The organism is Pseudomonas sp. Leaf434, assembly GCF_001425545.1.
In the GTDB taxonomy this organism is placed as follows: domain Bacteria; phylum Pseudomonadota; class Gammaproteobacteria; order Pseudomonadales; family Pseudomonadaceae; genus Aquipseudomonas; species Aquipseudomonas siliginis.
On the sequence record NZ_LMQZ01000001.1, the window covers coordinates 1,639,292 to 1,660,154 of the forward strand.

The following is a 20,863-nucleotide window of genomic DNA, read 5'->3' on the forward strand; positions in this document are numbered from 1 at the left end:
TGAAATGTAGATTTGCTATTTGAATCGTTGTTGATTGTATCTATACGAGCGTTGCAATATATAATTTCTTTGTGGGGTATGCGTCCTTTCTAAACTTTTGCTTGTGCCACCCTATGTATGTACGACAGTAAGAATTGGAGCTACTAACGTAGCGATTCCAGAAAGGGCCTCAGCCCAGCCTGAAGGATTTAACAAACCCTTTGTTATTAGTCCGACAATTAATTCGGTCGCGAACGTGCGTTATCAGGATAGGTAGGATAAAACGGGGATTCGAGATGGCGGCCATGCTTCAGTTCTAAGAGTCAGATCCATTCTGGATCAGTGAGTGATAGTTTGGAAGGCCCTATAGTTTTTTTTCAGGGCAGATGCGAGCCGTCCCCTAATTTTCTAGACGCCTTCGACTGGCTACATTTGGCCGAAAGCAGCCATCGGTGAAGGGCAGGTTTCGGCCGAGAGCGCCTTATCTACTTGCCAAGCACTGGCTGTTGCAGGCGGATTGTTGCGTGTGGCGCTTAAACAGACGCTGCTGAGCGATATTGCAGACCCCATGCGCGAGCAGCTTGAGAAAGAAGAGAAAACACTTTCGCCGCAGCAACTGGCTGAGATATCGGCTCTGGAGAACCTCTATTCAAGCCCGCCGGGTCTCATGGGACTCAAAGGTGATCTGACAAGCGAACAGTAAGCTGCAGGGGTGGGCCTAGTATCGCGTTTTTCATTTATCATGCACGCCGCCCGGTCCGGCGGTTTCAGCCAGACGGCTGCATTGCGAATTTCAAATGGAAGGATTCCCGCGTCATGTCCAATACGTTGTTCCGCACACTGGCTTTGTCCAGCCTGTTCGTGCTCGCCAGCTGCACCACCGCAACGCCAACCGCACCGACACCTGTCACCTCCAAAGCCATTGAAGCTTTTATCGACATTTGTCTGAAAACCGCCCCGTCGTTCGCCGGCTCGGCTGAAGCGGCCAAGAGGAACGGCATTACCGAGCTTGTGGGCATGGGCTTCACGCGCATCGGCTTCACCGCAGACAAAAATCTTTCCGTGCAACTCTCCGAAAAGGAATGCGTCGTCGCTACTGCCAGTCAGTCGGATGACAGCCTGACCCGACAATTGCTGAGTGCCGCGCAGATTTACTCGCAAACGCCGGTCGCTGATCGTGTGCCGTCGAAGGTGCGTATTCAGGACAACAACTTCATTCTTCAGCATGACCGCAAGGGCGGTGAGACTTATGTGTTGTTGAGGAACAAGTAAGCGGCATGCTTGGTCGATGCCTGAAGAAGCCCGCTTTGCGGGCTTTTCGTATGGGAGATTTGCTGAGTTGGACAGCCCCGCGCGACGGCGATTCAATTCCTGAGTACACATTTCGTTTTAATCGTAAGCAAACTGATTAATCAACCCCAAGCGAGGAACACGCGTATCGGGCCGCAACAAAGCGCCAGGAGCAATCACAGCGTTTGCGCCAATCTTGCAGCCGTCACCCACCAGAGCTCCGAATTTGCTGACGCCTGTTTCGATCACCTGATCTTCGTGGCGGATCTTGATATCGGCTCCGTCCAGTTCGTTACGGTAGTTGGCGATGATCGCGCCGGCTTCAATATTTACCGCTTCGCCAATCAATGAATCGCCGACGAAGTTGAAGTGGGCAAGCTTGCTGCCATCGAGCATGAAGGTACTTTTCAGCTCACAGCTGGGGCCAACGATGCAGTTTTTGCCGAGGAATACACCTCCCCGTAGATAAGCGCCCGCTGCTACGAAACAGCCCGCGCCGATGATGATTGCGCCTTTGAGAACGGCGCCTCGCTCAACGATGGCGGTTTCATGGATCGCACAATAGTCGTGGCGCCGGTATCCCGGGCCGAGCGTTTCAAGCAATTCCAGAATCCGGCTCTCGCAATCCTGAACCACCGCCCAAGGGGCAGCGGAGTCCACGCCCAGTAATGGCCATTGAGCGATGTAATCTTCGATTTTTGGCGATTTCATAAGAATTTTCCGAACAAGTGAGAGTGGGGCGTGGGTGGACTGTCGACAACTTGAACGACTCGCTATGCCTGCCAGTCGTACCTGTACAAGCATTTTCAAGGTACGGCGCAATGGATAAGACAATCACCGTGGATCAACTGACAACCACTGATCTTGGATCAATCAACGAGATATGGCTCGGCGGGACCCATACCCAGTTATGCCTATGGCGTGCTGAACAAGTCTTCACCCACGAAATGCTCAGCGAGGGAACCCATGATCAGAATGTCCGACGCCTGTGCTTGCAGTTGGTTGACCCTGACGATCGAGATGCAGTGGCCCGTGTTGAGGCGGTAGCGCGCGAACGACTGGAAGAAATGGGCAAGCAGGGCGAGTTTTACCCGGCCGAGGAGGCGGACACTCGTCAATAGCCGCTCCGCAGCTGATGAAAAGCGCTGCTGCTAAAGCAGCGCCTCAAGCGTGCTCTTCAACCCTGCGCACATCCCCCAAGGAATCACGCTGCATCGACTGCAAGTTCTTTTCAATGGTTTCGCACAGCGCTTCCATCTGAATCTGGTGTTCGCTGTGGCGAAACGGGCTTTGCAGATCGGTGCCGATGCGCTCGATGGCCAGCAGCATGAACCCGACCACAGTCGACGCCAGCGGCGTGAACCAGCCGAGGGATTCCACCAGACCTATCGGGACGATCAGGCAGAACAGCGAAATGAACAGCCGTGGGAAATACACATAAGGGTAGGGCAGCGGGGTGTTGGCGATCCGCTCCATGCCGCCTTGGCTGTTGGACAGATCCACCAGCGTCGACTCAAGCCGCGCCAGGCGAATACTGTCCAGATGCCCGGCCTTGTATTCGCGAGCGAGCAGAGTCGCCGAGCCGGTGAGGATATCGTTGGCAAAGTTATTGGTTGTGCCACTGCGGGCGAATTCTTCGGCGGGAATAAATGCCCGCACCTCGTCGGGACATGGCTGGCCTTGAAGGTGCGCGGCGAGGCAATTTACGTAAGCGACGTGGCGGCGCAACAGCGTGGATTTGACCGGATTCACCTCGCCACCAGCGTCGTCCAGCAGCGTCAGCACCTGCCTGGCAAAGCTGCGGGAATTGTTGATCATCGACCCCCACAGCGTCCGCGCCTCCCACCAGCGGTTGTAAGCGCTGCTGTTGCGAAAACTGATCAACACGATCAACGCCGAACCGAGCAAGGTCAGCGGCATCAACGGCAGGTTCAGCTTGGCGTTGAGAAATAGCATGAAGTCGACGGTGACGGCGATGTCCCAGAGCAGCAACCAGAACAAAGACCAGCCCACGTAACCCAGGGTCTTGATGATCAGACGGTATTTTTTGACGATGGCAGCTTTCAAACGGAAACCTCGTGGCGAGCTGTTTGCTTAAACGCTTAAGCTCGGACGATGGATGGCACCGGCAGTTCCCTGGTGGAGCGGTCAGCCGTCAGTCTGTAAAGTCTGGCCCTGTGCATGGCGAATGCTTTCAAGAAAAATCCTCGTCTCTCGATTCGACCGCAGATGAACCACCCGGCAAGCCGATGGCGCCGTTGACACGAATTGGCGCATTTTGGCTCGCGAGGTTTTTCTCGTCCGCCACATGAACTTTAGAAACTCCGGCAGGTTCGCCAGCTGTTCGGGGCAGTTTTCCGGCAAGTCGGGCCGAGACTGACCGTGGTTGAGCAGCGTTCTACGCAGGACGCGCAAGAATCGAAGCGGTGGCGAACGATCGATCCAGATCAGCAGATCTGCACGGGCGACGCGATTTTCCCAAGTTGTCGAATGGCCACCTTCGAATATCCAGCGATCACGCGCCTCGACCTCCAGGCAGAGTCGGGTCTTCTCATCCGGGCTTCGCTCGATCCAGCCTGGCTGCCAGTGGATCGTGTCGATATGCACGACCGGCAACCCGGTGCGCTTACCCAGCTTGCGCGCCAACGTACTTTTGCCAGACCCAGGCTGACCAACAATCATCACCCGTTGCATCGAAGCTCCTTCTCGCTCTGCAAGCTGTTTTTTGGGGCGGGCGATTCTACGGCAATGCCTGTCTCCGTCAATAACTCTTGAGCGCTACGCTGGGTTTTGCCGCGCTCCCGCCACACTGGCTCGGCGGTCCGCCCGTTCGCCGAGTCGCCATCCCAGCAGACCCCACAGCAGTGCACACAACGCGCCGACCAGCGCTGCCATGCCTGCACCTTGGCTGAGGGCGTCCAGCGCGCTTTTCGCCCAGGCACTGATGGCGTCGCCGGCGCGGTAGACCACGGTGTCGATGAAGTTCTTCGCCTTGTACTTGCTTTCGGCATCGAGCGGGGCAAACAGCATCTCTCGGCCTGGGCGCACGAAGGCGTATTCACCGATGCGGCGCACGATCATCAGCGCGGCGATCAGGCCAAAGCCGGGGGCGAAGATCAGCCCGATAAACCCCGCACACATGACCAGCGGCACCATGGCCAACAGCACGCCGACACCTAGTTTTTGCGCGAGGCGTCCAGTGATGAACAGCTGACAGAACAGGGCGCCCGCCTGCACGACAAAGTCGATGATGCCGAACACGCGCACCTGCGCCTCGCGGTCCGGGAAGTGTTCGGCGACGACGCGTGCCTGCTCGAAGTAAAGGAAGGTGGAGACTGTTGCCAGCAGCACCACAAAACCGCAGATGCCGAGCAGATAGGGTGATTTCAGAACGGCCGTCATACCGCTGAACGGATTGCCCGGCAATGGCCTGCGAGGGCTTTCGCTCGGCGCGGCATCGGGGCGTCCTGCGCCACCCCGTTCACGCCAGCGCATCAGCTGGCGCTTGAACCACATCGCAGCGGCCAGCAGAACAGCGGCCAGCAGCATCAGGCCGGACTCATCCAGCGGACCGATCAGCAAGGCGCTCAGCGCAGGGCCACTCAGGCCGCCGACGCTGGCGCCCGCCGCGATGAACGCGAACAGACGTTTGGCCTGGGCACTGTCGAAGACATCGGCCATCAGGCTCCAGGCGACCGATACGACAAACAGGTTGTAGACCGATATCCACACGTAAAACACGCGCGCCAGCCAAGGGCTTTCCTCGCCCAGGAACAAGACGGCGAACAACAGCAGGTTGGCGCAGAAAAATCCGTACACCCAGTCCACGAAATGCAGGCGCGGCACGCCTGCGCTGAGCCAGGCGAACAGCGGAACGGCCGCCAGCATGACCAGGAAGGTCGCGGTGAACAGCCACTGCAAGTTCTCCACGCCGGCAGTGATGCCCATTGATTCGCGGATCGGGCGGAGCATGAAATAGCCGGCGAACAGGCAGACGAACAGCAGAAAGCCATTGAGCGCAGGGCGCAGCTCGTCAGCCTCGGCATTGATGATGGCGCCGGCGCGGTCGGCGAGAAGAGACGTATCCATGTTGCGCTCCTGTGGGAGTGGCGGGGCAATGGCACGGAGCCTCCCCGTGCCAGCGGGCTCAGCGGTAGGTGACGCCGGTCAGTCGCTCGGAGAGTTGCCACAGTGTGGCCGAATTCGAGCGATCGGCAGCGGCCGGCGGCATCTTGGCGAAGCCCAGCGGCCCGCGCTTTTCGTTATCACCGGTAGGGCCGTAGTAGGCGCCGCCAACCGCCTCCAGCGCCGTCGCCGCATATAAGGTGGGCAGCGCGCCCTGCGCTGCGGAATGATACATGTCCCGCTCTACCGCCCATTGTTTGCCGAATTGACTGTCCAGGCCAGGCCCACGCGCGATCAGTTCGGTCACGGCAACGCCGGGGTGAGCGGCGATGCTGCGTATCCCCCAACCGGCGGCATCGCTGCGCTGCTGCAGCTCAATACTCCACTTCAGAACCGCCAGTTTCGATTGGCTGTAGCTGGCGAAAGGGTCGTAACTGCGCTCAGCCTGCAGGTCATCGAAGTTCAGGCTTGCGCGCCCGGCGGCGATGCTCGACAGGCTGACCACCCGACCATCGTCGCTTTTGCGTAGCAGAGGCATCAGCAGACCGGTCAAGGCGAAATGCCCCAGGTAATTGGTCGCCAGCTGCATCTCGTAGCCATCGGCGGAAACGCCTCGAACAGGCGGCGACATGATCGCGGCATTGTTGATCAGCACGTCGAGCCTCGGCAGGCGCCCTTGCAGACGGTTGGCGAGGTCGCGCACCGATTGCAGATTGGCAAGGTCCAGCGTTTCGAATTGCACGCGCGCCTCGGGCACGGCTTGCTTGATCTTCGTGATCGCTTCGCGGCCGCGCTCGGCGTTGCGTGCGGCGATGATCACCTCGGCACCGGCGCGCGTCAGCGCCAGCGCGTCTTCATAGCCCATGCCGCTGGTTCCCCCGGTCACCAGCACGATGCGGCCTTTCTGGCTGGGCATGTCGTGGGTTGACCAGTCCGGCTTCGGCTCCGTTCGGGGAGTCGCCTGCGCAGCCAGTGTGCCGGCCATCGCGGAAATGGCGAACAGCGTTCGGGCGGCCTTGAGGAGGCGTTGGGTCGCAGTATTGCTCGGCGTAGCGGGTGAATGGCTCATCGGGGGATTCTCATTCGCGTGACAGGTTCCCGTTTGGCGGGGCGAGTGAGCAGTATCGGTGTACGAGTGCGCGAGGATAAGTCGGGCATTGGTGGATGGCCCGTACGCTATGGCGTACAGTCAGTCGCTTGCGGAGGAAGCGTCCATGCGTAAACCAAACCTTACCGATGTGTCGATATTTGCTGCGGTGGTCGAGGCCGGAGGATTTCGTGCTGCCGCGCAAAAGCGCGGGCTGTCCGCCTCGTCGTTGAGCGACTGCATGCGCCGGCTGGAAAGCGACCTGGGCGTGCGCCTGCTCAATCGAACCACGCGCAGCGTCACGCCGACGGCCGCCGGCGAGCGATTACTCGAGCGCCTGCGCCCGGCCTTGCAGGAAATCGACGCCGCTTTCAACGATCTCGACGACGACGCTCAGCGCCCGGTCGGCACGCTCAAACTCAATGTGCCAGTGCCGGTGGCACGCTTTCTGTTGCCCGACCTGCTGACGCGTTTTCTGCGCCTTTATCCAGGGGTCAGTGTCGAAGTCGTCATGGACAACACCTTTGTCGACGTCAATGCTGGCGGGTATGACGCCGGCGTGCGCTATGAAGAGAGCCTGGCCAAGGACATGATCGCCGTGCCCATCGGCCCGCGTCGCCAACGCTTCGTTGCAGCCGCCGCCCCGGGCTATCTGGCTGAACGTGGGACACCCACTCACCCCGAAGAACTGCCGAGCCATGACCTGCTTGGCCATCGCTTCGAGAGTGGCAAAGTCGGCGTGTTCGAGTTCCATCGAGACGGCCGTATCGTGCGTATCCCGCCTCAGGGGCAACTGCTGACGTCGTCGCACGATCTGAAAATTCGCTCTGCCATCAACGGACTGGGCATCGTCTATACCTTCGAGGACTTTCTACGCGAGCCACTCTCCGATGGTCGACTGGTGCCGATTCTCGAGGACTGGTGGCAGGCCTTCGACGGCCCGTTTCTGTATTACCACGGCCGCCGCCACATGCCTTCGCCGCTGAGGGCGTTTGTGGATTTTTTGCGGGGGGAAGGGGAGATTGCGGAGAGTGCAGGTGTTTGAAGCGCGGTTTCGTGAGGCGAATACATGGCCTGGCAGCAGAGCGCCCATGGCGACTGGCAGCAATCGGCCAGTAGCGGACGCTTGAGAGCGGCACCTTCCGGCCAAGCAGGCATCAAAGTGAGCATCGAAAATCAGTGAGTGACCACACAAACACCGGTGCAGCGTGGCGAAATACCCCACAGCGGAGCTGGGGCCTTAGATTGCCCTACCGATTAGGCTTGGCATTCTTGCCAGGAGGATAAGTTTCTAGGCCAGAGGCTTTTTCTTTCTGATAGAACTGTCGCCGTCTTTAGTGATGGCTGACGCCAAGAAATTCAGGCCGGCATTGAGACGTTCCTCTCGTGCCAGCTTATCCATGCCAGGGAATGCTGAAGCCATGAGAGGCAGCTGCCAGTGTTCGCACTGCCAATGGATCATGATTGGCAAAAAATAAGCTTATTGCTTCATTTAACTGCCGACAAGCTGCTTCGAATTTAGAGAAGGTGACTTGCACAGAGCCTAACCCGTAGATGAGTACTTAGCCTGCACCAATAGGCGCGTTGCAAACAGGACAGTGGCGAAACCGAGTGTTCACGCGAGTGGTTGACGACTTCTTACGCTTGGAGTCCCAACATGCCGGACAGTAGAGGACACTATCCCCCTCGAATTGATAGCATCCCCATTTTCTACCTACAGGCTTTTCATCAGCAGGCGAAGACGTCTGCTTTAACAGCGCGTTCTCTTCCTGTAGCTCTGCAATACGTTCCTTAAGAGCAGCGGCCTCTAGTTTGAGGTCGGCGAGTTCACTAGATAGGTCTGCAAGCAAGTTTTTGAACTCGGCGTCGTCGATATTCTTGGAGATCTCCCGTAGCCGTTTGGCTAACGTTATCGATGTGCTTATCGTCGTAATGATGTCCATGAACTTCCCTGATGCACTAAAGTTAATTAAACAACGCCTGAGCGCGGATGCCTAAAAGCATAGCTTCATGGCATCCAGTTGGCTGAAAAAATTAAAAATGGGACAGATTCATTTCCAAAAAAACCATCCCCACTCTTTCAGTCTTTTCCCTCATGACTGGAATTTTGCCTAGCGACATTGCTCTTGGTACGACTGCAGCACGGTGTATTGATTAAGCAAGAAATCGTCTACCCATGCCTGAGTTTCATTTTCTGTTCTTTGGTTCACAAACGACTGCATGCCGTACGCCATCATGTTCCCGGTAAGCGTATCGCCCTCCATAGGGTCATCCCCTCCGTACCATTCCAAAAGAGAAAAACCTTGATTCGTCGAGACGATGTAGTAGTCACAGCCGGATTTGTAGAAAACTACGACGCCTGACTCAGCCAATGACGGCTCAGTGAAAGCAAGAGCGATAGATCCGAGTAGCGCAAATGATATGTTTCGTGCCATAAGAAGTTTTCCTATTTTCCTGTCCGCTCCCAGCGTAGTGTGCTGATTGCTTTGAATTGGCTGATACCTACCGATCCACGCTCGTTCCTAGCTTTTGATCCAGGCCTAGTCAGTAACGCCACAACCGCAGGCCTAGCCGCCTCAAAAATTTGGAACGCGTCGTAATCAGCATCAAGTAGCACTAGGAGAACGGTATCAAAGGACTGCTTCAAATCGATCGATCCAACCCGCCCCCCTCGCATCCGAGAATTGGAAAAATACCGACCTTTGATTTGAATTTTGATAGTCGATCCGTCCTTAACCTCCGTAGCGTCATAGCCGGCTTGCCTGGCAAACTCCAATTTGAGATCGAGAATCCGAGCAGCCTCATACTCTGCGACCTCTCCAGTAACACCTAGAGGCTTTTTAGTAAGATGGTAATAGCGCTTAGCTAGAACTTTCGCGTCTCTTAGGATCTCATAGACCTCATCGGTTTCCATGCTTCCTTTCCTCAATGTTTCTCTCATCCAAGCCAGTGGAACGACTCGAGCAAAGTGCCGAGCAAAACAAAAACGCCTTCACGGTTAGAGTCTAAGAATTTAATTCAACTGCAATACATTCAAGTTAATTGTTGAGGCCTCCGTTTTTTCTTTCCTTCTTTGTCAACATCTCTTTCGTGTTTGGATATATAGATCTTGGGGATGAGCCCATGACTCTTGACTAATTTGTGCCAAGACTCCACAGCCAAAAGGAACTGAATGGAGTTGACGTCGGTGATTTTTTTAACATCATCTTCAAATACAAACCATAGCCCGGCGCTATTTAGTTTTTCATCAAATTTTATTGTTTTGTTTTTTATCAGCGTGATGGCATCTCTGGACTGCTCGATATTGTAAATTAGTTCTGGTTTCTTCTTTGAGATTTTTACCGATATAATTTCTCCATCTTTATAGATGTCGGCAACTTCCACCTGATAGTTACGTCTTTTTTGTTCGAGTGATTTAATATCTGTCAGGACCCGATCTAAAAGCAGACAACCTCGTTCGACGCATATTTTCTGATTAAAATACGCCTCTCGGTAGTCAACTTTGTCATCGTCCGGTTTCGCATTTTCCCTTTTCTCTTTTTGCCAAGCAATGAATGCGGATTCAACCAATGGCTCTTCCAGCTTGATCTCAATACTACCTAAAGAGCGCCTCAGGTACTCCATGAACGTTTGATTAAAGAGAAACCATTCTCCATTTTTTAGGAAATATTGTTGCTCTTCGTATTCGATTGGGCAGTCAAGAATTTCCTTCAGGGATCGCGTAAAACGTCCTGAATCTTCGTTTTTGAATTGAACAGTAACGTTGTTAATGTCAGTAATATCGGGATGTTCTCCCAAGAAGTCCGAGATAGACTGAACGTCAATACTATTACCCAAAGCCTTGCGATAGTTACTATTTTCTCCCTTCGCCTTGATTTCATAATCGTAATCATGAAAGCTAAAGCAAATGGCTATGCCATGTACCTGAAACTCTTCAATTAGAACTTCACCGCTTGCATTGTTGAGGTGTTCGAGCAGTAGCTCGTCAAGCTCACTTGTTGCCTCGGCTCCGACTGATTCAAGCTTAGGTAAATGTATAATCTTTTCACCGCAGAAACTTTCATCAATCAGCTGGAAAATTGCGGACAACTCCAAAGGTTGTTTATCCATATCCATCTGAATGGAATCGGCAAAAATTATATTGCGCTCACCCCATATTTCCTTGTTAGCTGCCTTGAGCTTTAAGTGGTCGACCGATTCGCCTGCCTCATAGCTATCTTTCTGAAAATGTTGATAGGAAGACACGTCTTGTCTTTTTGTGCCCGTGAAGTAGCGGCTTTTTTTCAGCAATATTGAGCTCTCATCTGCAACATGAATCGCAAGATCGATCCCAAAATCGAGGTGAATAAATTTGGAGAGATAAAAGTGGGACTTTCCTAAGCTCACAGCATAAACTTTCTCTTCGTTCTCTAGGTTTTGGCACAGCAGAACGCCAAAATTAAAAGTATTTTTTGGTTCCTTTATATTATCGTTAAAAAACTCTTTATAGGTTTCCCACCACCAAACATCATTCCCTTTAATATTTTCTGAGAAATAAAAAGTATTAGAGTAATTGAAAGCCTGAAGGGTCTTTTGCTCAACTAGCCCTACGGACTTAAGCTTTTCTTTTAGTTCTTTAATCTTATGATGCTTAATTTTATAAATATTATAAGTGTTTGACATGTCGTTTCCATTCGGAGATGGCCGGATCCGAATGAGAAATTGCCATTTGCTAGCATGGACTGCAACACCTTATTTTTTGCAAGGATATTGTTAAATAAAATCAGTGGTTTAGAAGTTTTCAGTACACCACTTACTCCGAGCCGTCGCGCCCACTGCGACACCTCTACCAGCGAGACGCTATGCGGAAGTGCCGGATATGGAACTGACAAAACTGAAGCTGGCCGCGTGCCTTTATCCGTTAAATTCAGCGGAGCCTCGTCAACGTGGTGGAATTGAATTTTGTGTTGAAAGAACCAGAGACGATGCAGTTCGGCATGGTCGCTGACCACGATGACGATGCTGGGGCCCATGAAAGAAATCGCAAATATCTGCTTCTGGCCGATTGCTGTCTCTCGTGAAGGGCTGCAACCGGCCAAAATCGATCAATCGAAGGAGTCTACGAAAGTGTCGCCTTTTCATACGACATCGCAGGAACTATAACGCTCAGGTAGTGCGATAAGTACGTGCAACCTCTCCCAGGTATGGTTTGATCCTAGTGAGTTCTGAAGCAAAGGACTCGAGCTTCGTCTCTGTCTCTGCATCGTCGTTTATCTTTCGCAGTACGGCGATGATCCGTACCAGTACCCATGCGACGTCTGCTGCCATATCAAGAATGTAATCCTCGATTGAAGCATCACCGAACGGTCGCTTCCTCTCCTCACCGTTCCACCGAGGATTCCGCATAAAAAATGCTGTTTCCCCGAGAGGCACTAAGTAGCCGTGGAGCAGAGAGTGGCGATAGTGCATCAACTTGTGAGCTGCTTCGGCAGCGCGTGCCAGAACTTCGTTCGCACCGGGGCTCAGGTCCTCCCTGCCATTTCCTACAATCGTGACTAACTGAGAAGCAGGTGGCCCATCAGTCGAAGGCCTAACCCCCTTTACTCTTTCACGTTTTAGTGCCCAAACCGCTGGCTCTAGGTGGGCCTCGAAAAGCCCGAATGCGACTGCGAATGTTCCAATTTTCTGCTGAGCGATAACCGACACCCCAAGTTCGGAGATGGCCACCATTACGCCCAAAGCATTGACTTTGAATGCTGGCGGTTTCATTTCGTTGATTCTCCGTTCTTGGTGATGCTTGCTGTATAGCACGCCTCCATGTGACAAATTCCATTCGAAACAGAGCAGAGGATATGCGCTGATGCTCAAATCTATCGGAAGTAGGCCGCACTGAACGTCGGCTAATGGCCGGTTGCTGCCGATTGCACTCTTCGCTTCCGACCAATCGCGCACACCTAATCCAGATTTTCAGATTCACCTGATGCCGTTGCCAGTATCGCGCCATATGTGCCTTCTTCTGGGACATAGGAAACAAATTTTTCACTGTCTTGTTTTTGCACCCAAAGGCGTCCACAGATCTGGCACTCGTAGGCAGTCGACCTTCGTTGAATGTAGAGGCTGGATATCCGCTCTTGCAATTTGTCAGCAGCGCTGAACGAGGGTGAAAACTGGCCCAATGCATCGGCAATCGCAGCTTTGTCTCCGGACTCCGCCGACTCGACCAGAGGCTTGAGTTCACGGTGCACCTCATCCCAAAATTCATTTTCTACCTCGTCGCGAAGCAGGCTCGCCTTGTAGGGCAAGCTGTCGGTCTGATCGGTAATCACATGGCCACATTTGCAACCCAGTTTGCTCATTTTCGGTTCATCAACCTGATGTTTGATCGCTCATTAAATGGCGGACAGCTCTTAGTAACAACTCCTAATTGATCGTCCGCTTCTGGCCGAAAGCCCACATCCGGTGACATGCCCACACGTAATATCTCGCGGTTTCCTACAGACAGATCCTTCAGCCGATCCTGGCAGGCTTATCTATTCAACATCGCCCGCTTTAAGCGGAATTCGCCTGATAACGTCGTCGTAAGGCACCAGATCGAGAAAGGCATCGACTTCAACTGCCTGCATATTTCGCATGCGCATGATCCATACGTAGCTGTTGCGATAAGGCGCGCCGTCGGCTGCGGTGGCGGTGCCGTCCCAGTGCACAACGACGTCATCGCCTTCAGCCCAGATATCCGTCACCGTCGGGCGAACGGGCGAGGCGAGCCGTTTTGCGAAGGGTTGGACTGCGCGTTTCAGGAAGTCATCTCGGCCCCGGTAAGTACCCGCTGAAGGGCTCGTCCCCTTGATTGTCCAGGTCACGTCGGGAGACAGCACATCTGTGAAGAACGTCCGGCCGCCTTGAGCCCACTGGTTGAACGCTTGCGCAATGAATTGGCGATTGCGTTCCGTAGTTGGTTCGCTGGCCACGGCGGGCGCCGGCCCTGCAATGAGAACGGTGAGGACTAGTGCTAGCGCTGTAGAGAGGCGTTGAACAAGCGTCATTTCCTGTGCTCCTTGATCTATCCGATGAGCCCCGTCGAGTTGGCTGGGCCGTTGTTGTTATATGTAAGCCGCTAGTTGCGTTTTCCGGTGCCGTTGTTCTATATGGGGCATTGGCAAAGAATCGTCGACGCCGGACATGGAGTGAACGGCAGTTTCTCTGGGCTTCATCTGAAGTGTGACTTATGAGCGGAGGAGGGCTGTTGCAGGATCGTCCTGATTTCTTGCTTGATCATCCGATAGGCCAGATATTTAACCGCCGCATCCCCGCGTTATGGAGTTGTGTTTGAATTCCCTTTCAAAGCTTGTCGATATCGTTGGTCGTCACGCCCGGAATGACGGCATCCACAGCACCGCGATTCCGGGTGTCAGCCTGATTCGCTCGGCTACGCCCACGATGCCTATGCCGGTGGTGTACGAGCCAACACTCTGCCTTGTCGCTCAGGGACGTAAACAAGCGATGCTGGGCACTACCGCCTATGTTTACGATCCGGCCAAGTACCTGATTGCATCGGTAGACCTTCCGGTGATGGGCTCGGTCATCGAGGCGAGTGAGGCTGTTCCCTATCTGTGCCTGGCGCTGGATCTCGATACCGCTGTGTTGAGTGAACTTGCGCTGCGCCATCCGCTAAGAGAAGAGAGCGTCAGTGCACCGCCGGCAGGCATTACGCTCAACGATACGACTCCAGAACTGCTGGATGCTGCGGTTCGGCTGGCCGGGCTGCTCGACAGGCCACGGGATATCGAAGCGCTCGCTCCGCTGGTGATTCGCGAAATGCTTTATCGCCTTCTAACCGAAAACGGCAACAGCATCATCAGGCAGATGGCACAAGCAGACAGCCGCTTGAACCAGATCGCCAAGGCTATTGCCTGGCTACGCAGCCACTACAACGAAGCGTGTCGGATAGATGAACTCGTCGAAATCGCCGGCATGAGCCGTTCTTCTTTTCATACGCATTTCAAGGCGATCACCTCGATGAGCCCGCTGGAATTTCGCAACCAGTTGCGGCTACAGGAAGCACGCCGGCTGATGGTCACCGAAGCGGTCGACGCCGCAGAGGCGGGATATGCAGTCGGATACGAAAGCCCCTCGCAGTTCAGTCGGGACTACGCCCGCTTGTTCGGTATGCCGCCGGCGAAGGACGCCTGGCGGCTGCGCACGGACATTTGTGGGATTTGAATCCAGCACTTTTCTTCGCGCAGAAAAAAACGAGGCCGCATTTGCGGCCTCGTTTTCCATGTGTTCCGGACTACTGTTTGACGCTCAGGTAATCGCCGCTCGTATTCAGCGAGATGGTCACGTCCTTGTTGCTGCGGTTACGCCAGAACCAGCCATGGGTGCCGTCAAATAACGCGGTGAATTGGCCTTTATGTCCTTCGACCTGCTTGCCCTTGTTGTAGCTGTGGAAGTAACCCTTTTCGCCGTTGTAGGGCTCGCCGTGCGTGTCGTAGTTCACAAGCCCGCCAGTGGCCGTCCATTCATAATTGACAGTCTTGCCCTTCAGCATTTCCAGTTTGATTTCCGTACCTTCGCCAGGTTTGAGCGTTACGCTCATCTGATTGGTTCTCAGCGCCGGGGCGGGCGCGGTTACTGGCTTGGTAACAGGCTTCTCAATGGGTTGGACTTGTGCAACTTGCTGCACCGGAGCTCGAGCAGAAGTTGCAGTCGGAGCTGGAGCGGTTGCTTGAGGCGCAGCGGCTTCCGCCAACGCTTCTTGAGCAAGGATGAGTTTCAGCTCGCCCATCTGGGTAAGCCCCAGTGTTCGGCCCACACCTGTAGGATCAATGGCGTATTCAGACGGCATGACAACGGTCACCAAAAGGCCGGCGGCGACCAGTATCGCGATGACGGTCGAGCGCAGCAGTTTGCGGGTGCTGGGCAGTTCATTAACAGTTGGAAGCGGAGTATTGAACATCGTCGGAATTCCTTAGGCGGAGACAAACAGGCCGGTGATCTGGTAACCCATCAAGAGGAAACCGGCACTCATCATGGCGACGTTGGCGGTATACGCGTGGCGCCAGAAACTGCCGGTGCGCCGCCAATACCCCATCAAAATGAGAATCGCGCTGAGGGCCAGCAATTGGCCGATCTCGACACCAACGTTGAAGGCGATCAGGTTCGGAATCAGGCCGTCTGGTGAGATCTCGTATTCCTGAATCTTGGTCGCCAAACCAAAACCGTGGAGCAAGCCGAAGATCAGCGTGGCCACTTTGGTATTGGGTTGGTAACCGAACCAGCGCTGGAATGCGCCGAGGTTATCGAGGGCTTTGTACACCACCGAAAAGCCGATAATGGCGTCGATGATGTAGGAGCTGATGCTGATCTCGGCCAGCACGCCAAGCAGCAGCGTGACCGAGTGGCCTACGGCGAACAGCGTGACGTAAAGGCCAACATCCTTCAGGCGGTAGAGGAAGAAGATCACCCCGAACAGAAACAGCAGGTGGTCGTAGCCGGTCATCATGTGCTTGGCGCCCATATAGATGAAGGGCAGCAACATGACGCCTGAGCTTTCCTGGATGAAACCTTTGTCGCCTTCCGCAACAGCGTGAGCCATCGCCTCGGGTGTTCCGAGGAAAAGTGCAGCGACAAGTAAAAACAACAGCAGTAGCGGGCGGTGCGAAGGCGCAGTAAATACGCCTGTGCCGCTCATCGAGTGCGAATGCATGGGGCAATCCTACGTTGCAATGATCGTGGGCCGCATTGCGGCCGTGGTCAGGATGCGAACGAAGGGCGAGGTGGACGCTCGATCAAAAATATCGGCGGCAGAGGAACCGAGTGTCGAAGTGCATCGACCCGGATCGATGGCATCGGCGATGTCGCCAACATCAACGCGGCTGTGAGTTGCGGCGTTTCGTGCTGATGATCAGGGGTCAATGGCGAGTGATAGTGTTCTGAAAAGCTTGAGTGGCTGGATGACGACTCTTCGCCGTGAGAATGGTGGACGTCCTGAGCGATCTCCCAGGCTGGCTGCCCCGAGGTGACTGGCAACGAATAGGTATGCCCGGCCCAGGCCATGAACATGGCGAGAGCAAGCGCGATTACTGCCGTCGTTGTCAGTGTTTTGCTGTACATGGCGTTAAAGGTTTCAACTCGTCGACAGGGCGCTCAAGCGATTTGCCTAATCCCCCCTGGGGGGATACGATGCCAGCGTAATTCATCGAGCCCTGAGACTCAACTCATGAGTGAACACGAACACGACCACAGCCATCCCCACACCCACCAAAGCCATGAGGCGATCATCAAACGCCTCAAACGGGCGGACGGGCATTTGCGCGGCATCATCACCATGATCGAAGAAGGGCGTCAGTGTGTGGATATCGCCCAGCAGCTTCATGCGGTAGAGAAAGCGATCTGCCAGGCCAAACGCACGCTCATCCAGGATCACATCGACCACTGCCTCGAAGATACCGTTTCGGCGCTAGGCAATGGCGAGCGCGCACCGCTGGAAGCCTTCAAACAAATCACCAAGTACCTTTAGGTCTGACATGCCCGATTTCGCTGAACTGTTGCAGCAAGGCGGGGCTCACGCCTGGCTGTATTTCCCGAGCGCGATTCTGCTCGGTGCCTTGCATGGCCTGGAGCCAGGTCATTCGAAAACCATGATGGCGGCCTTCATCGTGGCCATCCGTGGCTCGGTCAAACAGGCTGTTTTGTTGGGGTTGGCCGCAACGCTTTCGCACACCGCCGTGGTGTGGCTGGTCGCCATCGGCGGCATGTACCTGGGCAAAGGCCTGGATGCTCAAACCACTGAGCCGTATTTCCAGCTTGCTTCCTCTGCACTGATCATCGCGATTGCCCTGTGGATGCTGTGGCGTACCTGGCGCGGTGAGCAGATGTTCAAGTTCGAGCAAAGCGATGATCACCATCACGGCGAACACGACCATGGTCATCATGATGAAACGCACCGAATAGATACCGGCCATGGCCGTGTTGAACTGTCGATCTTCGAGGAAGGCATGCCACCGCACTGGCGCCTGAAGACCTTGAGCGGACACGCCTGGGCAGCCTCGGATGCTCGCCTGACCACGACGCGTCCGGACGGCAGCAGCCAATCGTTCGCGTTCGTCGAGCGTGAGGGTTTTCTGCAGTCGACGGTGGATATTCCGGAACCGCACGAGTTCAGCGCTCGCTTGAGCCTTGGACATGCCGGGCATTCGCATGATTACGACCTGACGTTCCAGGAGCATGATCACGGGCATGCGCATTCCGAACTCGAAGGCCTGGAGCTGTCGATTGATGGCTATCAGGATGCGCACGAACGTGCTCATGCCAACGACATCCGTAAGCGCTTCACCAACCGCGAAGTGACCACGGGTCAGATCGTCATGTTCGGGCTGACTGGCGGCCTGATTCCCTGTCCGGCTGCCATCACTGTCCTGTTGCTGTGCCTGCAAGTCAAAGAGGTCGCGCTCGGCGGCATGCTCGTCCTGTGTTTCAGCATCGGCCTGGCGCTGACTTTGGTCACTGTCGGTGCCGCAGCAGCCGTTGGCGCCAGACAGGCTTCCAATCGCTGGCCGTGGCTGGGAACCGTAGCGCGCCGCGCTCCTTACCTGTCCAGCGTGCTGATCATTGGCGTTGGCCTGTATGTCGGCTTTCATGGCTGGATTGGCCTGAGCGCATAAGGCGGGAGTGTTGGTGCTTTTCGTTGCGGCACTCAGTCCGCCACCTGCCACCATAACCAGCCCGACAAACGACGCCGTGTGGCTTATGTTCGCGCCCAGTGACCCAGCCATCGTAAGCAATCGACCTTTGATCGAATCCTCGGAGAAGTCGCTTGCTCAATGAAGGCACCTGGCCATACGCTGCTCCGCGTGAGACATCTCACAAAGAATAACAACACGAGCATGGAGCAAGCCCTGATGAAACTGTCCGCCATTCTGATTGCCGCAATATTATCGATTACATCCGTTGCTGCCTTTGCGCACAGCGGTGGCACTGATTCAAAGGGTTGCCATCGCAACCATAAAACCAACGACTACCACTGCCACTAAACGGCAAAAGCCCAGCGCAAGGCTGGGCTTTTGAGACGAGCGCGATAGGGTGCGAGACATGAGCCCACGCCAACGCTCACCGCTGGTCTTTGAAACTTCGTACCTCACCAGCGACAGGGAGTTTGCGCTTACTCCACCGGCACGACGTTATCCAACGCCTGATTAACCGCCAGCTCGCCGAGCATGACGACCTGCGCGATACCTTGCAGTGTCTTGCGCGCAGATCCTTCAACCATCCCGATCACATCACTCAACATCACCGAAGCCGAGCCCAGCGATTCGCTGGCGTTGACCAGCAGTTCTTCAGTGGCGGTTTTCGGGTTGGCGAGGAACATGCTGCTGGTCTGGTAGGGCGTGGTTTTGAGGGTGTCGGTGGGTTTGAGGTAGTGGTCGAGGGCGCGGTCGGCAGCTTCGTGGAGTTTTTTTGAGTCGAGGGATTCGTAGGGGGAGGTTGCGTCCGACTGTGGCGGGTTTGGCGTGACTTTGAACATGGTGAAGCTCCATATGTGACCAAGGGAGCCATCACTCTCGCTACCAAACGAAGGGTGGTGGCCATACGAAGGTTGGTAGACCGGCCCACATGGAAAAACCGGCGCGCTCGAAAACGCCCTGCGCATGGCCACCATAAAACCGATGCGAAAGCATCTGCATAGAATGACGTTATGCGCCATGTGGAAAGCGGGCTACCAAACCCGATCACTGTTTTCAGTGACCGGCCAACGATAGAACCACGGCCCGAGGCGCACAAGCCGGCGGATTCTGGCGTAGTCGTAGGCAATGGCGCAAGGCGTTGTAGCTTGCTGGAACAGTCTGGATGTCGGTTTTAAACGGGGTGTTTAGGGAATTGGTTTTGGCTGAGGTTTCGTGTTGATCGGGCTGGGGTCTTCGCGAGCAGGCTCGCTCCCACAGGTGTCGAGTGGGCAACGTTTACAGCGTCGTGCCAGTCGGGCGGTCACACATTTTGAACTTTGCTTTCGGCGCCATTTCCATTGTTTGAGGTGACAACCCTCCAGCTCCTACCCACCTGAATCAAGGAATGACCGTGACGGCTCCCACTGATAAAACTTCTCTGCGCCGGGCTATCACTTTCCCGATGCTGTTTCTGTTTATTCTCGGCGATGTTCTGGGGGCGGGCGTTTACGCACTCGCCGGAACGATCGCGGGGGAGGTGGGCGGCGCGATTTGGGTGCCGCTGCTGATCGCATTGTTCTTCGCCATGTTGACGGCGGGTTCCTACGCAGAACTGGTGACCAAATATCCCCACGCCGGGGCTGCTTCGGTATTCGCGGAAAAAGCCTTCAAGTCACCGCTCATTTCCTTCCTGGTCGGTTTTTGCATGCTGGCGGCTGCGGTCACCAGTGCAGCGGGTTTGTCGCTGGCGTTTGCCGGTGATTACTTGAACGCCTTCGTCGACGTATCGCCGCAGATTGCAGCGCTGGTGTTTCTTCTGGCTATCGGCCTGCTCAATGCGCGGGGGATCAAGGAGTCGCTTGGGGCAAACCTGGTGATGACCGTGATTGAACTGTCCGGGTTGATTCTGGTGATCGTGGCTGCGGTCTGGTATTTCCGTACAGGCGATGCGGATCTGGGGCGGACGCTCACGTTCAAACCGGGCGTCAGTCCCGTGCTGGCGGTACTGGGGGCGGCATTGTTGGCGTTCTATTCCTTCGTCGGGTTCGAAACTTCGGCCAATCTGGCCGAGGAAATCAAGGACGTGCGCAAGGTCTATCCGCGCGCCTTGTTCGCGGCTTTGATTACGGCTGGCGTGGTTTACATGGCGGTGGGTGTGGCGGCTTCTTCGGTGTTGCCTACCGAGAAGTTGGTGGCCACGTCGGCGCCTTTGCTCGAAGTTGTCCGCGCATCGACCCTCGCAATCCCGCCGGCACTGTTCTCTTTCATTGCGCTGATTGCTGTGGCCAACGGTGCGCTGTTAACCATGATCATGGCCAGCCGATTGACCTATGGCATGGCGAATCTGGGGCTGTTGCCGGGTGTTTTGGGTGCGGTGCTGCCTGAACGAAAAACTCCGTGGGCTGCCATTGTCGCAACTACCGTGGTCGCTATTGCCCTGACACTCACAGGCACGCTGGCAACGCTGGCAGAGACGGTGGTCTTGCTGTTGCTGTTCGTTTTTCTGAGTACCAATGTGGCCGTGCTGGTACTTCGGCGGGACAGGGTAGAGGAGGATCACTTTCGCGTGCCGACCTTCGTTCCGGTGCTTGCGATCATGTCGTGTCTGGTCCTGCTCAGTCAGCAGGGGTGGGAAACGTGGTTGCGGGCGGGGGCGCTGATCATTGTCGGGATGTTGCTGCATGGCTGTTCTCGCATCAGATTTTCCGCGATCAGTAAGGCCGGGTAGTGCGCCGGTTTG

At 55.3% G+C, this 20,863-nt stretch carries 23 protein-coding genes; 9 read left to right on the top strand and 14 right to left on the bottom strand.

The features are described from left to right. Window positions 1–505: 505 nt before the first annotated feature. Together ASG55_RS26200 and ASG55_RS07305 are read left to right on the top strand one after the other, a co-directional pair. Window positions 506–682: a hypothetical protein gene (locus ASG55_RS26200; RefSeq protein WP_177342710.1), complete on the top strand. Its 177-nt coding sequence runs from the start codon at window positions 506–508 to the stop codon at window positions 680–682. A gap of 113 nt (window positions 683–795) precedes the next feature. Further along, entirely contained in the window at window positions 796–1,251 is a 456-nt protein-coding gene (locus ASG55_RS07305) for a hypothetical protein (protein ID WP_056784984.1), read from the top strand. Between the two features lie 117 nt (window positions 1,252–1,368). On the opposite strand, the gene ASG55_RS07310 is transcribed toward ASG55_RS07305, so the two are convergent. Then, entirely contained in the window at window positions 1,369–1,980 is a 612-nt protein-coding gene (locus tag ASG55_RS07310) for a transferase (protein WP_056784986.1), read from the bottom strand. 110 nt (window positions 1,981–2,090) lie between these two features. On the opposite strand from ASG55_RS07310, the gene ASG55_RS07315 reads away from it, so the two are divergent. Beyond that, on the top strand, window positions 2,091–2,390 hold the full coding sequence (locus tag ASG55_RS07315; protein ID WP_056784988.1) for a hypothetical protein: 300 nt from the start codon (window positions 2,091–2,093) through the stop codon (window positions 2,388–2,390). A 43-nt stretch (window positions 2,391–2,433) separates the two neighbouring features. Here ASG55_RS07315 and ASG55_RS07320 read toward each other — a convergent pair whose 3' ends face one another. The 4 genes from ASG55_RS07320 to ASG55_RS07335 all read right to left on the bottom strand — a co-directional run bounded on the left by ASG55_RS07320 (window position 2,434) and on the right by ASG55_RS07335 (window position 6,463). Next, a complete protein-coding gene (locus ASG55_RS07320) occupies window positions 2,434–3,336 on the bottom strand; it encodes a bestrophin family protein (RefSeq protein ID WP_056784990.1) in 903 nt (300 codons plus the stop codon). An 81-nt stretch (window positions 3,337–3,417) separates the two neighbouring features. Continuing rightward, window positions 3,418–3,963, bottom strand: coding sequence for an AAA family ATPase (locus tag ASG55_RS07325; protein WP_056784992.1), 546 nt, complete (start codon window positions 3,961–3,963; stop codon window positions 3,418–3,420). A gap of 84 nt (window positions 3,964–4,047) precedes the next feature. After that, complete coding sequence (locus tag ASG55_RS07330; RefSeq protein WP_056784995.1) at window positions 4,048–5,358, bottom strand: NTP/NDP exchange transporter; 1,311 nt, start codon at window positions 5,356–5,358, stop codon at window positions 4,048–4,050. A 58-nt stretch (window positions 5,359–5,416) separates the two neighbouring features. Beyond that, window positions 5,417–6,463, bottom strand: a complete 1,047-nt coding sequence (locus ASG55_RS07335) for an SDR family oxidoreductase (RefSeq protein ID WP_056784999.1) — start codon at window positions 6,461–6,463, stop codon at window positions 5,417–5,419. Window positions 6,464–6,608: 145 nt separating this feature from the next. Here ASG55_RS07335 and ASG55_RS07340 point away from each other — a divergent pair, with 145 nt between their 5' ends. Next, window positions 6,609–7,526, top strand: coding sequence for a LysR family transcriptional regulator (locus tag ASG55_RS07340; RefSeq protein ID WP_056785002.1), 918 nt, complete (start codon window positions 6,609–6,611; stop codon window positions 7,524–7,526). A gap of 517 nt (window positions 7,527–8,043) precedes the next feature. Here the strand turns inward: ASG55_RS07340 and ASG55_RS07345 are convergent. The 6 genes from ASG55_RS07345 to ASG55_RS07375 form a co-directional block, all read right to left on the bottom strand. Beyond that, on the bottom strand, window positions 8,044–8,424 hold the full coding sequence (locus tag ASG55_RS07345) for a hypothetical protein (RefSeq protein ID WP_056785005.1): 381 nt from the start codon (window positions 8,422–8,424) through the stop codon (window positions 8,044–8,046). 503 nt (window positions 8,425–8,927) lie between these two features. Next, window positions 8,928–9,395 (bottom strand): hypothetical protein, encoded by a 468-nt coding sequence (locus tag ASG55_RS07355; RefSeq protein ID WP_039593390.1) that lies wholly within the window; start codon window positions 9,393–9,395, stop codon window positions 8,928–8,930. A 119-nt stretch (window positions 9,396–9,514) separates the two neighbouring features. Beyond that, window positions 9,515–11,143 carry a DUF6119 family protein gene (locus ASG55_RS07360; protein WP_056785013.1) on the bottom strand — a complete coding sequence of 543 codons (1,629 nt, stop codon included), beginning with the start codon at window positions 11,141–11,143 and terminating at the stop codon, window positions 9,515–9,517. 483 nt (window positions 11,144–11,626) lie between these two features. Continuing rightward, the gene (locus tag ASG55_RS07365) at window positions 11,627–12,229 is read right to left on the bottom strand and encodes a hypothetical protein (protein WP_056785016.1); all 603 of its coding nucleotides are present in this window, start codon (window positions 12,227–12,229) and stop codon (window positions 11,627–11,629) included. 185 nt (window positions 12,230–12,414) lie between these two features. Continuing rightward, entirely contained in the window at window positions 12,415–12,816 is a 402-nt protein-coding gene (locus tag ASG55_RS07370) for a hypothetical protein (RefSeq protein WP_056785018.1), read from the bottom strand. 174 nt (window positions 12,817–12,990) lie between these two features. Further along, window positions 12,991–13,503, bottom strand: a complete 513-nt coding sequence (locus tag ASG55_RS07375) for a nuclear transport factor 2 family protein (protein ID WP_056785021.1) — start codon at window positions 13,501–13,503, stop codon at window positions 12,991–12,993. A gap of 283 nt (window positions 13,504–13,786) precedes the next feature. On the opposite strand from ASG55_RS07375, the gene ASG55_RS07380 reads away from it, so the two are divergent. Beyond that, the gene (locus tag ASG55_RS07380; protein WP_082530265.1) at window positions 13,787–14,680 is read left to right on the top strand and encodes an AraC family transcriptional regulator; all 894 of its coding nucleotides are present in this window, start codon (window positions 13,787–13,789) and stop codon (window positions 14,678–14,680) included. A gap of 70 nt (window positions 14,681–14,750) precedes the next feature. Here ASG55_RS07380 and ASG55_RS07385 read toward each other — a convergent pair whose 3' ends face one another. Further along, window positions 14,751–15,416, bottom strand: coding sequence for a hypothetical protein (locus ASG55_RS07385; RefSeq protein ID WP_056785026.1), 666 nt, complete (start codon window positions 15,414–15,416; stop codon window positions 14,751–14,753). Window positions 15,417–15,428: 12 nt separating this feature from the next. Further along, window positions 15,429–16,166 (bottom strand): HupE/UreJ family protein, encoded by a 738-nt coding sequence (locus ASG55_RS07390; RefSeq protein WP_056785030.1) that lies wholly within the window; start codon window positions 16,164–16,166, stop codon window positions 15,429–15,431. Between the two features lie 513 nt (window positions 16,167–16,679). On the opposite strand from ASG55_RS07390, the gene ASG55_RS07395 reads away from it, so the two are divergent. The 3 genes from ASG55_RS07395 to ASG55_RS26775 all read left to right on the top strand — a co-directional run bounded on the left by ASG55_RS07395 (window position 16,680) and on the right by ASG55_RS26775 (window position 18,492). Then, on the top strand, window positions 16,680–16,979 hold the full coding sequence (locus ASG55_RS07395) for a metal-sensing transcriptional repressor (RefSeq protein WP_016774379.1): 300 nt from the start codon (window positions 16,680–16,682) through the stop codon (window positions 16,977–16,979). 7 nt (window positions 16,980–16,986) lie between these two features. Further along, window positions 16,987–18,123, top strand: a complete 1,137-nt coding sequence (locus ASG55_RS07400) for a nickel/cobalt efflux protein RcnA (protein WP_056785032.1) — start codon at window positions 16,987–16,989, stop codon at window positions 18,121–18,123. 237 nt (window positions 18,124–18,360) lie between these two features. Continuing rightward, window positions 18,361–18,492 (top strand): YHYH domain-containing protein, encoded by a 132-nt coding sequence (locus tag ASG55_RS26775; protein WP_116657708.1) that lies wholly within the window; start codon window positions 18,361–18,363, stop codon window positions 18,490–18,492. A 128-nt stretch (window positions 18,493–18,620) separates the two neighbouring features. On the opposite strand, the gene ASG55_RS07405 is transcribed toward ASG55_RS26775, so the two are convergent. Next, on the bottom strand, window positions 18,621–18,983 hold the full coding sequence (locus tag ASG55_RS07405; protein ID WP_056785034.1) for a DUF6124 family protein: 363 nt from the start codon (window positions 18,981–18,983) through the stop codon (window positions 18,621–18,623). Window positions 18,984–19,528: 545 nt separating this feature from the next. On the opposite strand from ASG55_RS07405, the gene ASG55_RS07410 reads away from it, so the two are divergent. Beyond that, window positions 19,529–20,851 carry an APC family permease gene (locus ASG55_RS07410; protein WP_056785036.1) on the top strand — a complete coding sequence of 441 codons (1,323 nt, stop codon included), beginning with the start codon at window positions 19,529–19,531 and terminating at the stop codon, window positions 20,849–20,851. Window positions 20,852–20,863: the final 12 nt, after the last annotated feature.

What these genes read in the sequence shown, in the direction of transcription:
- ASG55_RS07310 (WP_056784986.1), bottom strand. Translation starts at nt 1,980, where the DNA reads ATGAAATCGCCAAAAATCGAAGATTACATCGCTCAATGGCCATTACTG.
- ASG55_RS26775 (WP_116657708.1), top strand. Translation starts at nt 18,361, where the DNA reads ATGAAACTGTCCGCCATTCTGATTGCCGCAATATTATCGATTACATCC.
- ASG55_RS07330 (WP_056784995.1), bottom strand. Translation starts at nt 5,358, where the DNA reads ATGGATACGTCTCTTCTCGCCGACCGCGCCGGCGCCATCATCAATGCC.
- ASG55_RS07345 (WP_056785005.1), bottom strand. Translation starts at nt 8,424, where the DNA reads ATGGACATCATTACGACGATAAGCACATCGATAACGTTAGCCAAACGG.
- ASG55_RS07305 (WP_056784984.1), top strand. Translation starts at nt 796, where the DNA reads ATGTCCAATACGTTGTTCCGCACACTGGCTTTGTCCAGCCTGTTCGTG.
- ASG55_RS07340 (WP_056785002.1), top strand. Translation starts at nt 6,609, where the DNA reads ATGCGTAAACCAAACCTTACCGATGTGTCGATATTTGCTGCGGTGGTC.
- ASG55_RS07375 (WP_056785021.1), bottom strand. Translation starts at nt 13,503, where the DNA reads ATGACGCTTGTTCAACGCCTCTCTACAGCGCTAGCACTAGTCCTCACC.
- ASG55_RS07405 (WP_056785034.1), bottom strand. Translation starts at nt 18,983, where the DNA reads ATGTTCAAAGTCACGCCAAACCCGCCACAGTCGGACGCAACCTCCCCC.
- ASG55_RS07360 (WP_056785013.1), bottom strand. Translation starts at nt 11,143, where the DNA reads ATGTCAAACACTTATAATATTTATAAAATTAAGCATCATAAGATTAAA.
- ASG55_RS07370 (WP_056785018.1), bottom strand. Translation starts at nt 12,816, where the DNA reads ATGAGCAAACTGGGTTGCAAATGTGGCCATGTGATTACCGATCAGACC.
- ASG55_RS07385 (WP_056785026.1), bottom strand. Translation starts at nt 15,416, where the DNA reads ATGTTCAATACTCCGCTTCCAACTGTTAATGAACTGCCCAGCACCCGC.
- ASG55_RS07335 (WP_056784999.1), bottom strand. Translation starts at nt 6,463, where the DNA reads ATGAGCCATTCACCCGCTACGCCGAGCAATACTGCGACCCAACGCCTC.
- ASG55_RS07390 (WP_056785030.1), bottom strand. Translation starts at nt 16,166, where the DNA reads ATGCATTCGCACTCGATGAGCGGCACAGGCGTATTTACTGCGCCTTCG.
- ASG55_RS07400 (WP_056785032.1), top strand. Translation starts at nt 16,987, where the DNA reads ATGCCCGATTTCGCTGAACTGTTGCAGCAAGGCGGGGCTCACGCCTGG.
- ASG55_RS07410 (WP_056785036.1), top strand. Translation starts at nt 19,529, where the DNA reads ATGACCGTGACGGCTCCCACTGATAAAACTTCTCTGCGCCGGGCTATC.
- ASG55_RS07315 (WP_056784988.1), top strand. Translation starts at nt 2,091, where the DNA reads ATGGATAAGACAATCACCGTGGATCAACTGACAACCACTGATCTTGGA.
- ASG55_RS07325 (WP_056784992.1), bottom strand. Translation starts at nt 3,963, where the DNA reads ATGCAACGGGTGATGATTGTTGGTCAGCCTGGGTCTGGCAAAAGTACG.
- ASG55_RS07355 (WP_039593390.1), bottom strand. Translation starts at nt 9,395, where the DNA reads ATGGAAACCGATGAGGTCTATGAGATCCTAAGAGACGCGAAAGTTCTA.
- ASG55_RS07365 (WP_056785016.1), bottom strand. Translation starts at nt 12,229, where the DNA reads ATGAAACCGCCAGCATTCAAAGTCAATGCTTTGGGCGTAATGGTGGCC.
- ASG55_RS07395 (WP_016774379.1), top strand. Translation starts at nt 16,680, where the DNA reads ATGAGTGAACACGAACACGACCACAGCCATCCCCACACCCACCAAAGC.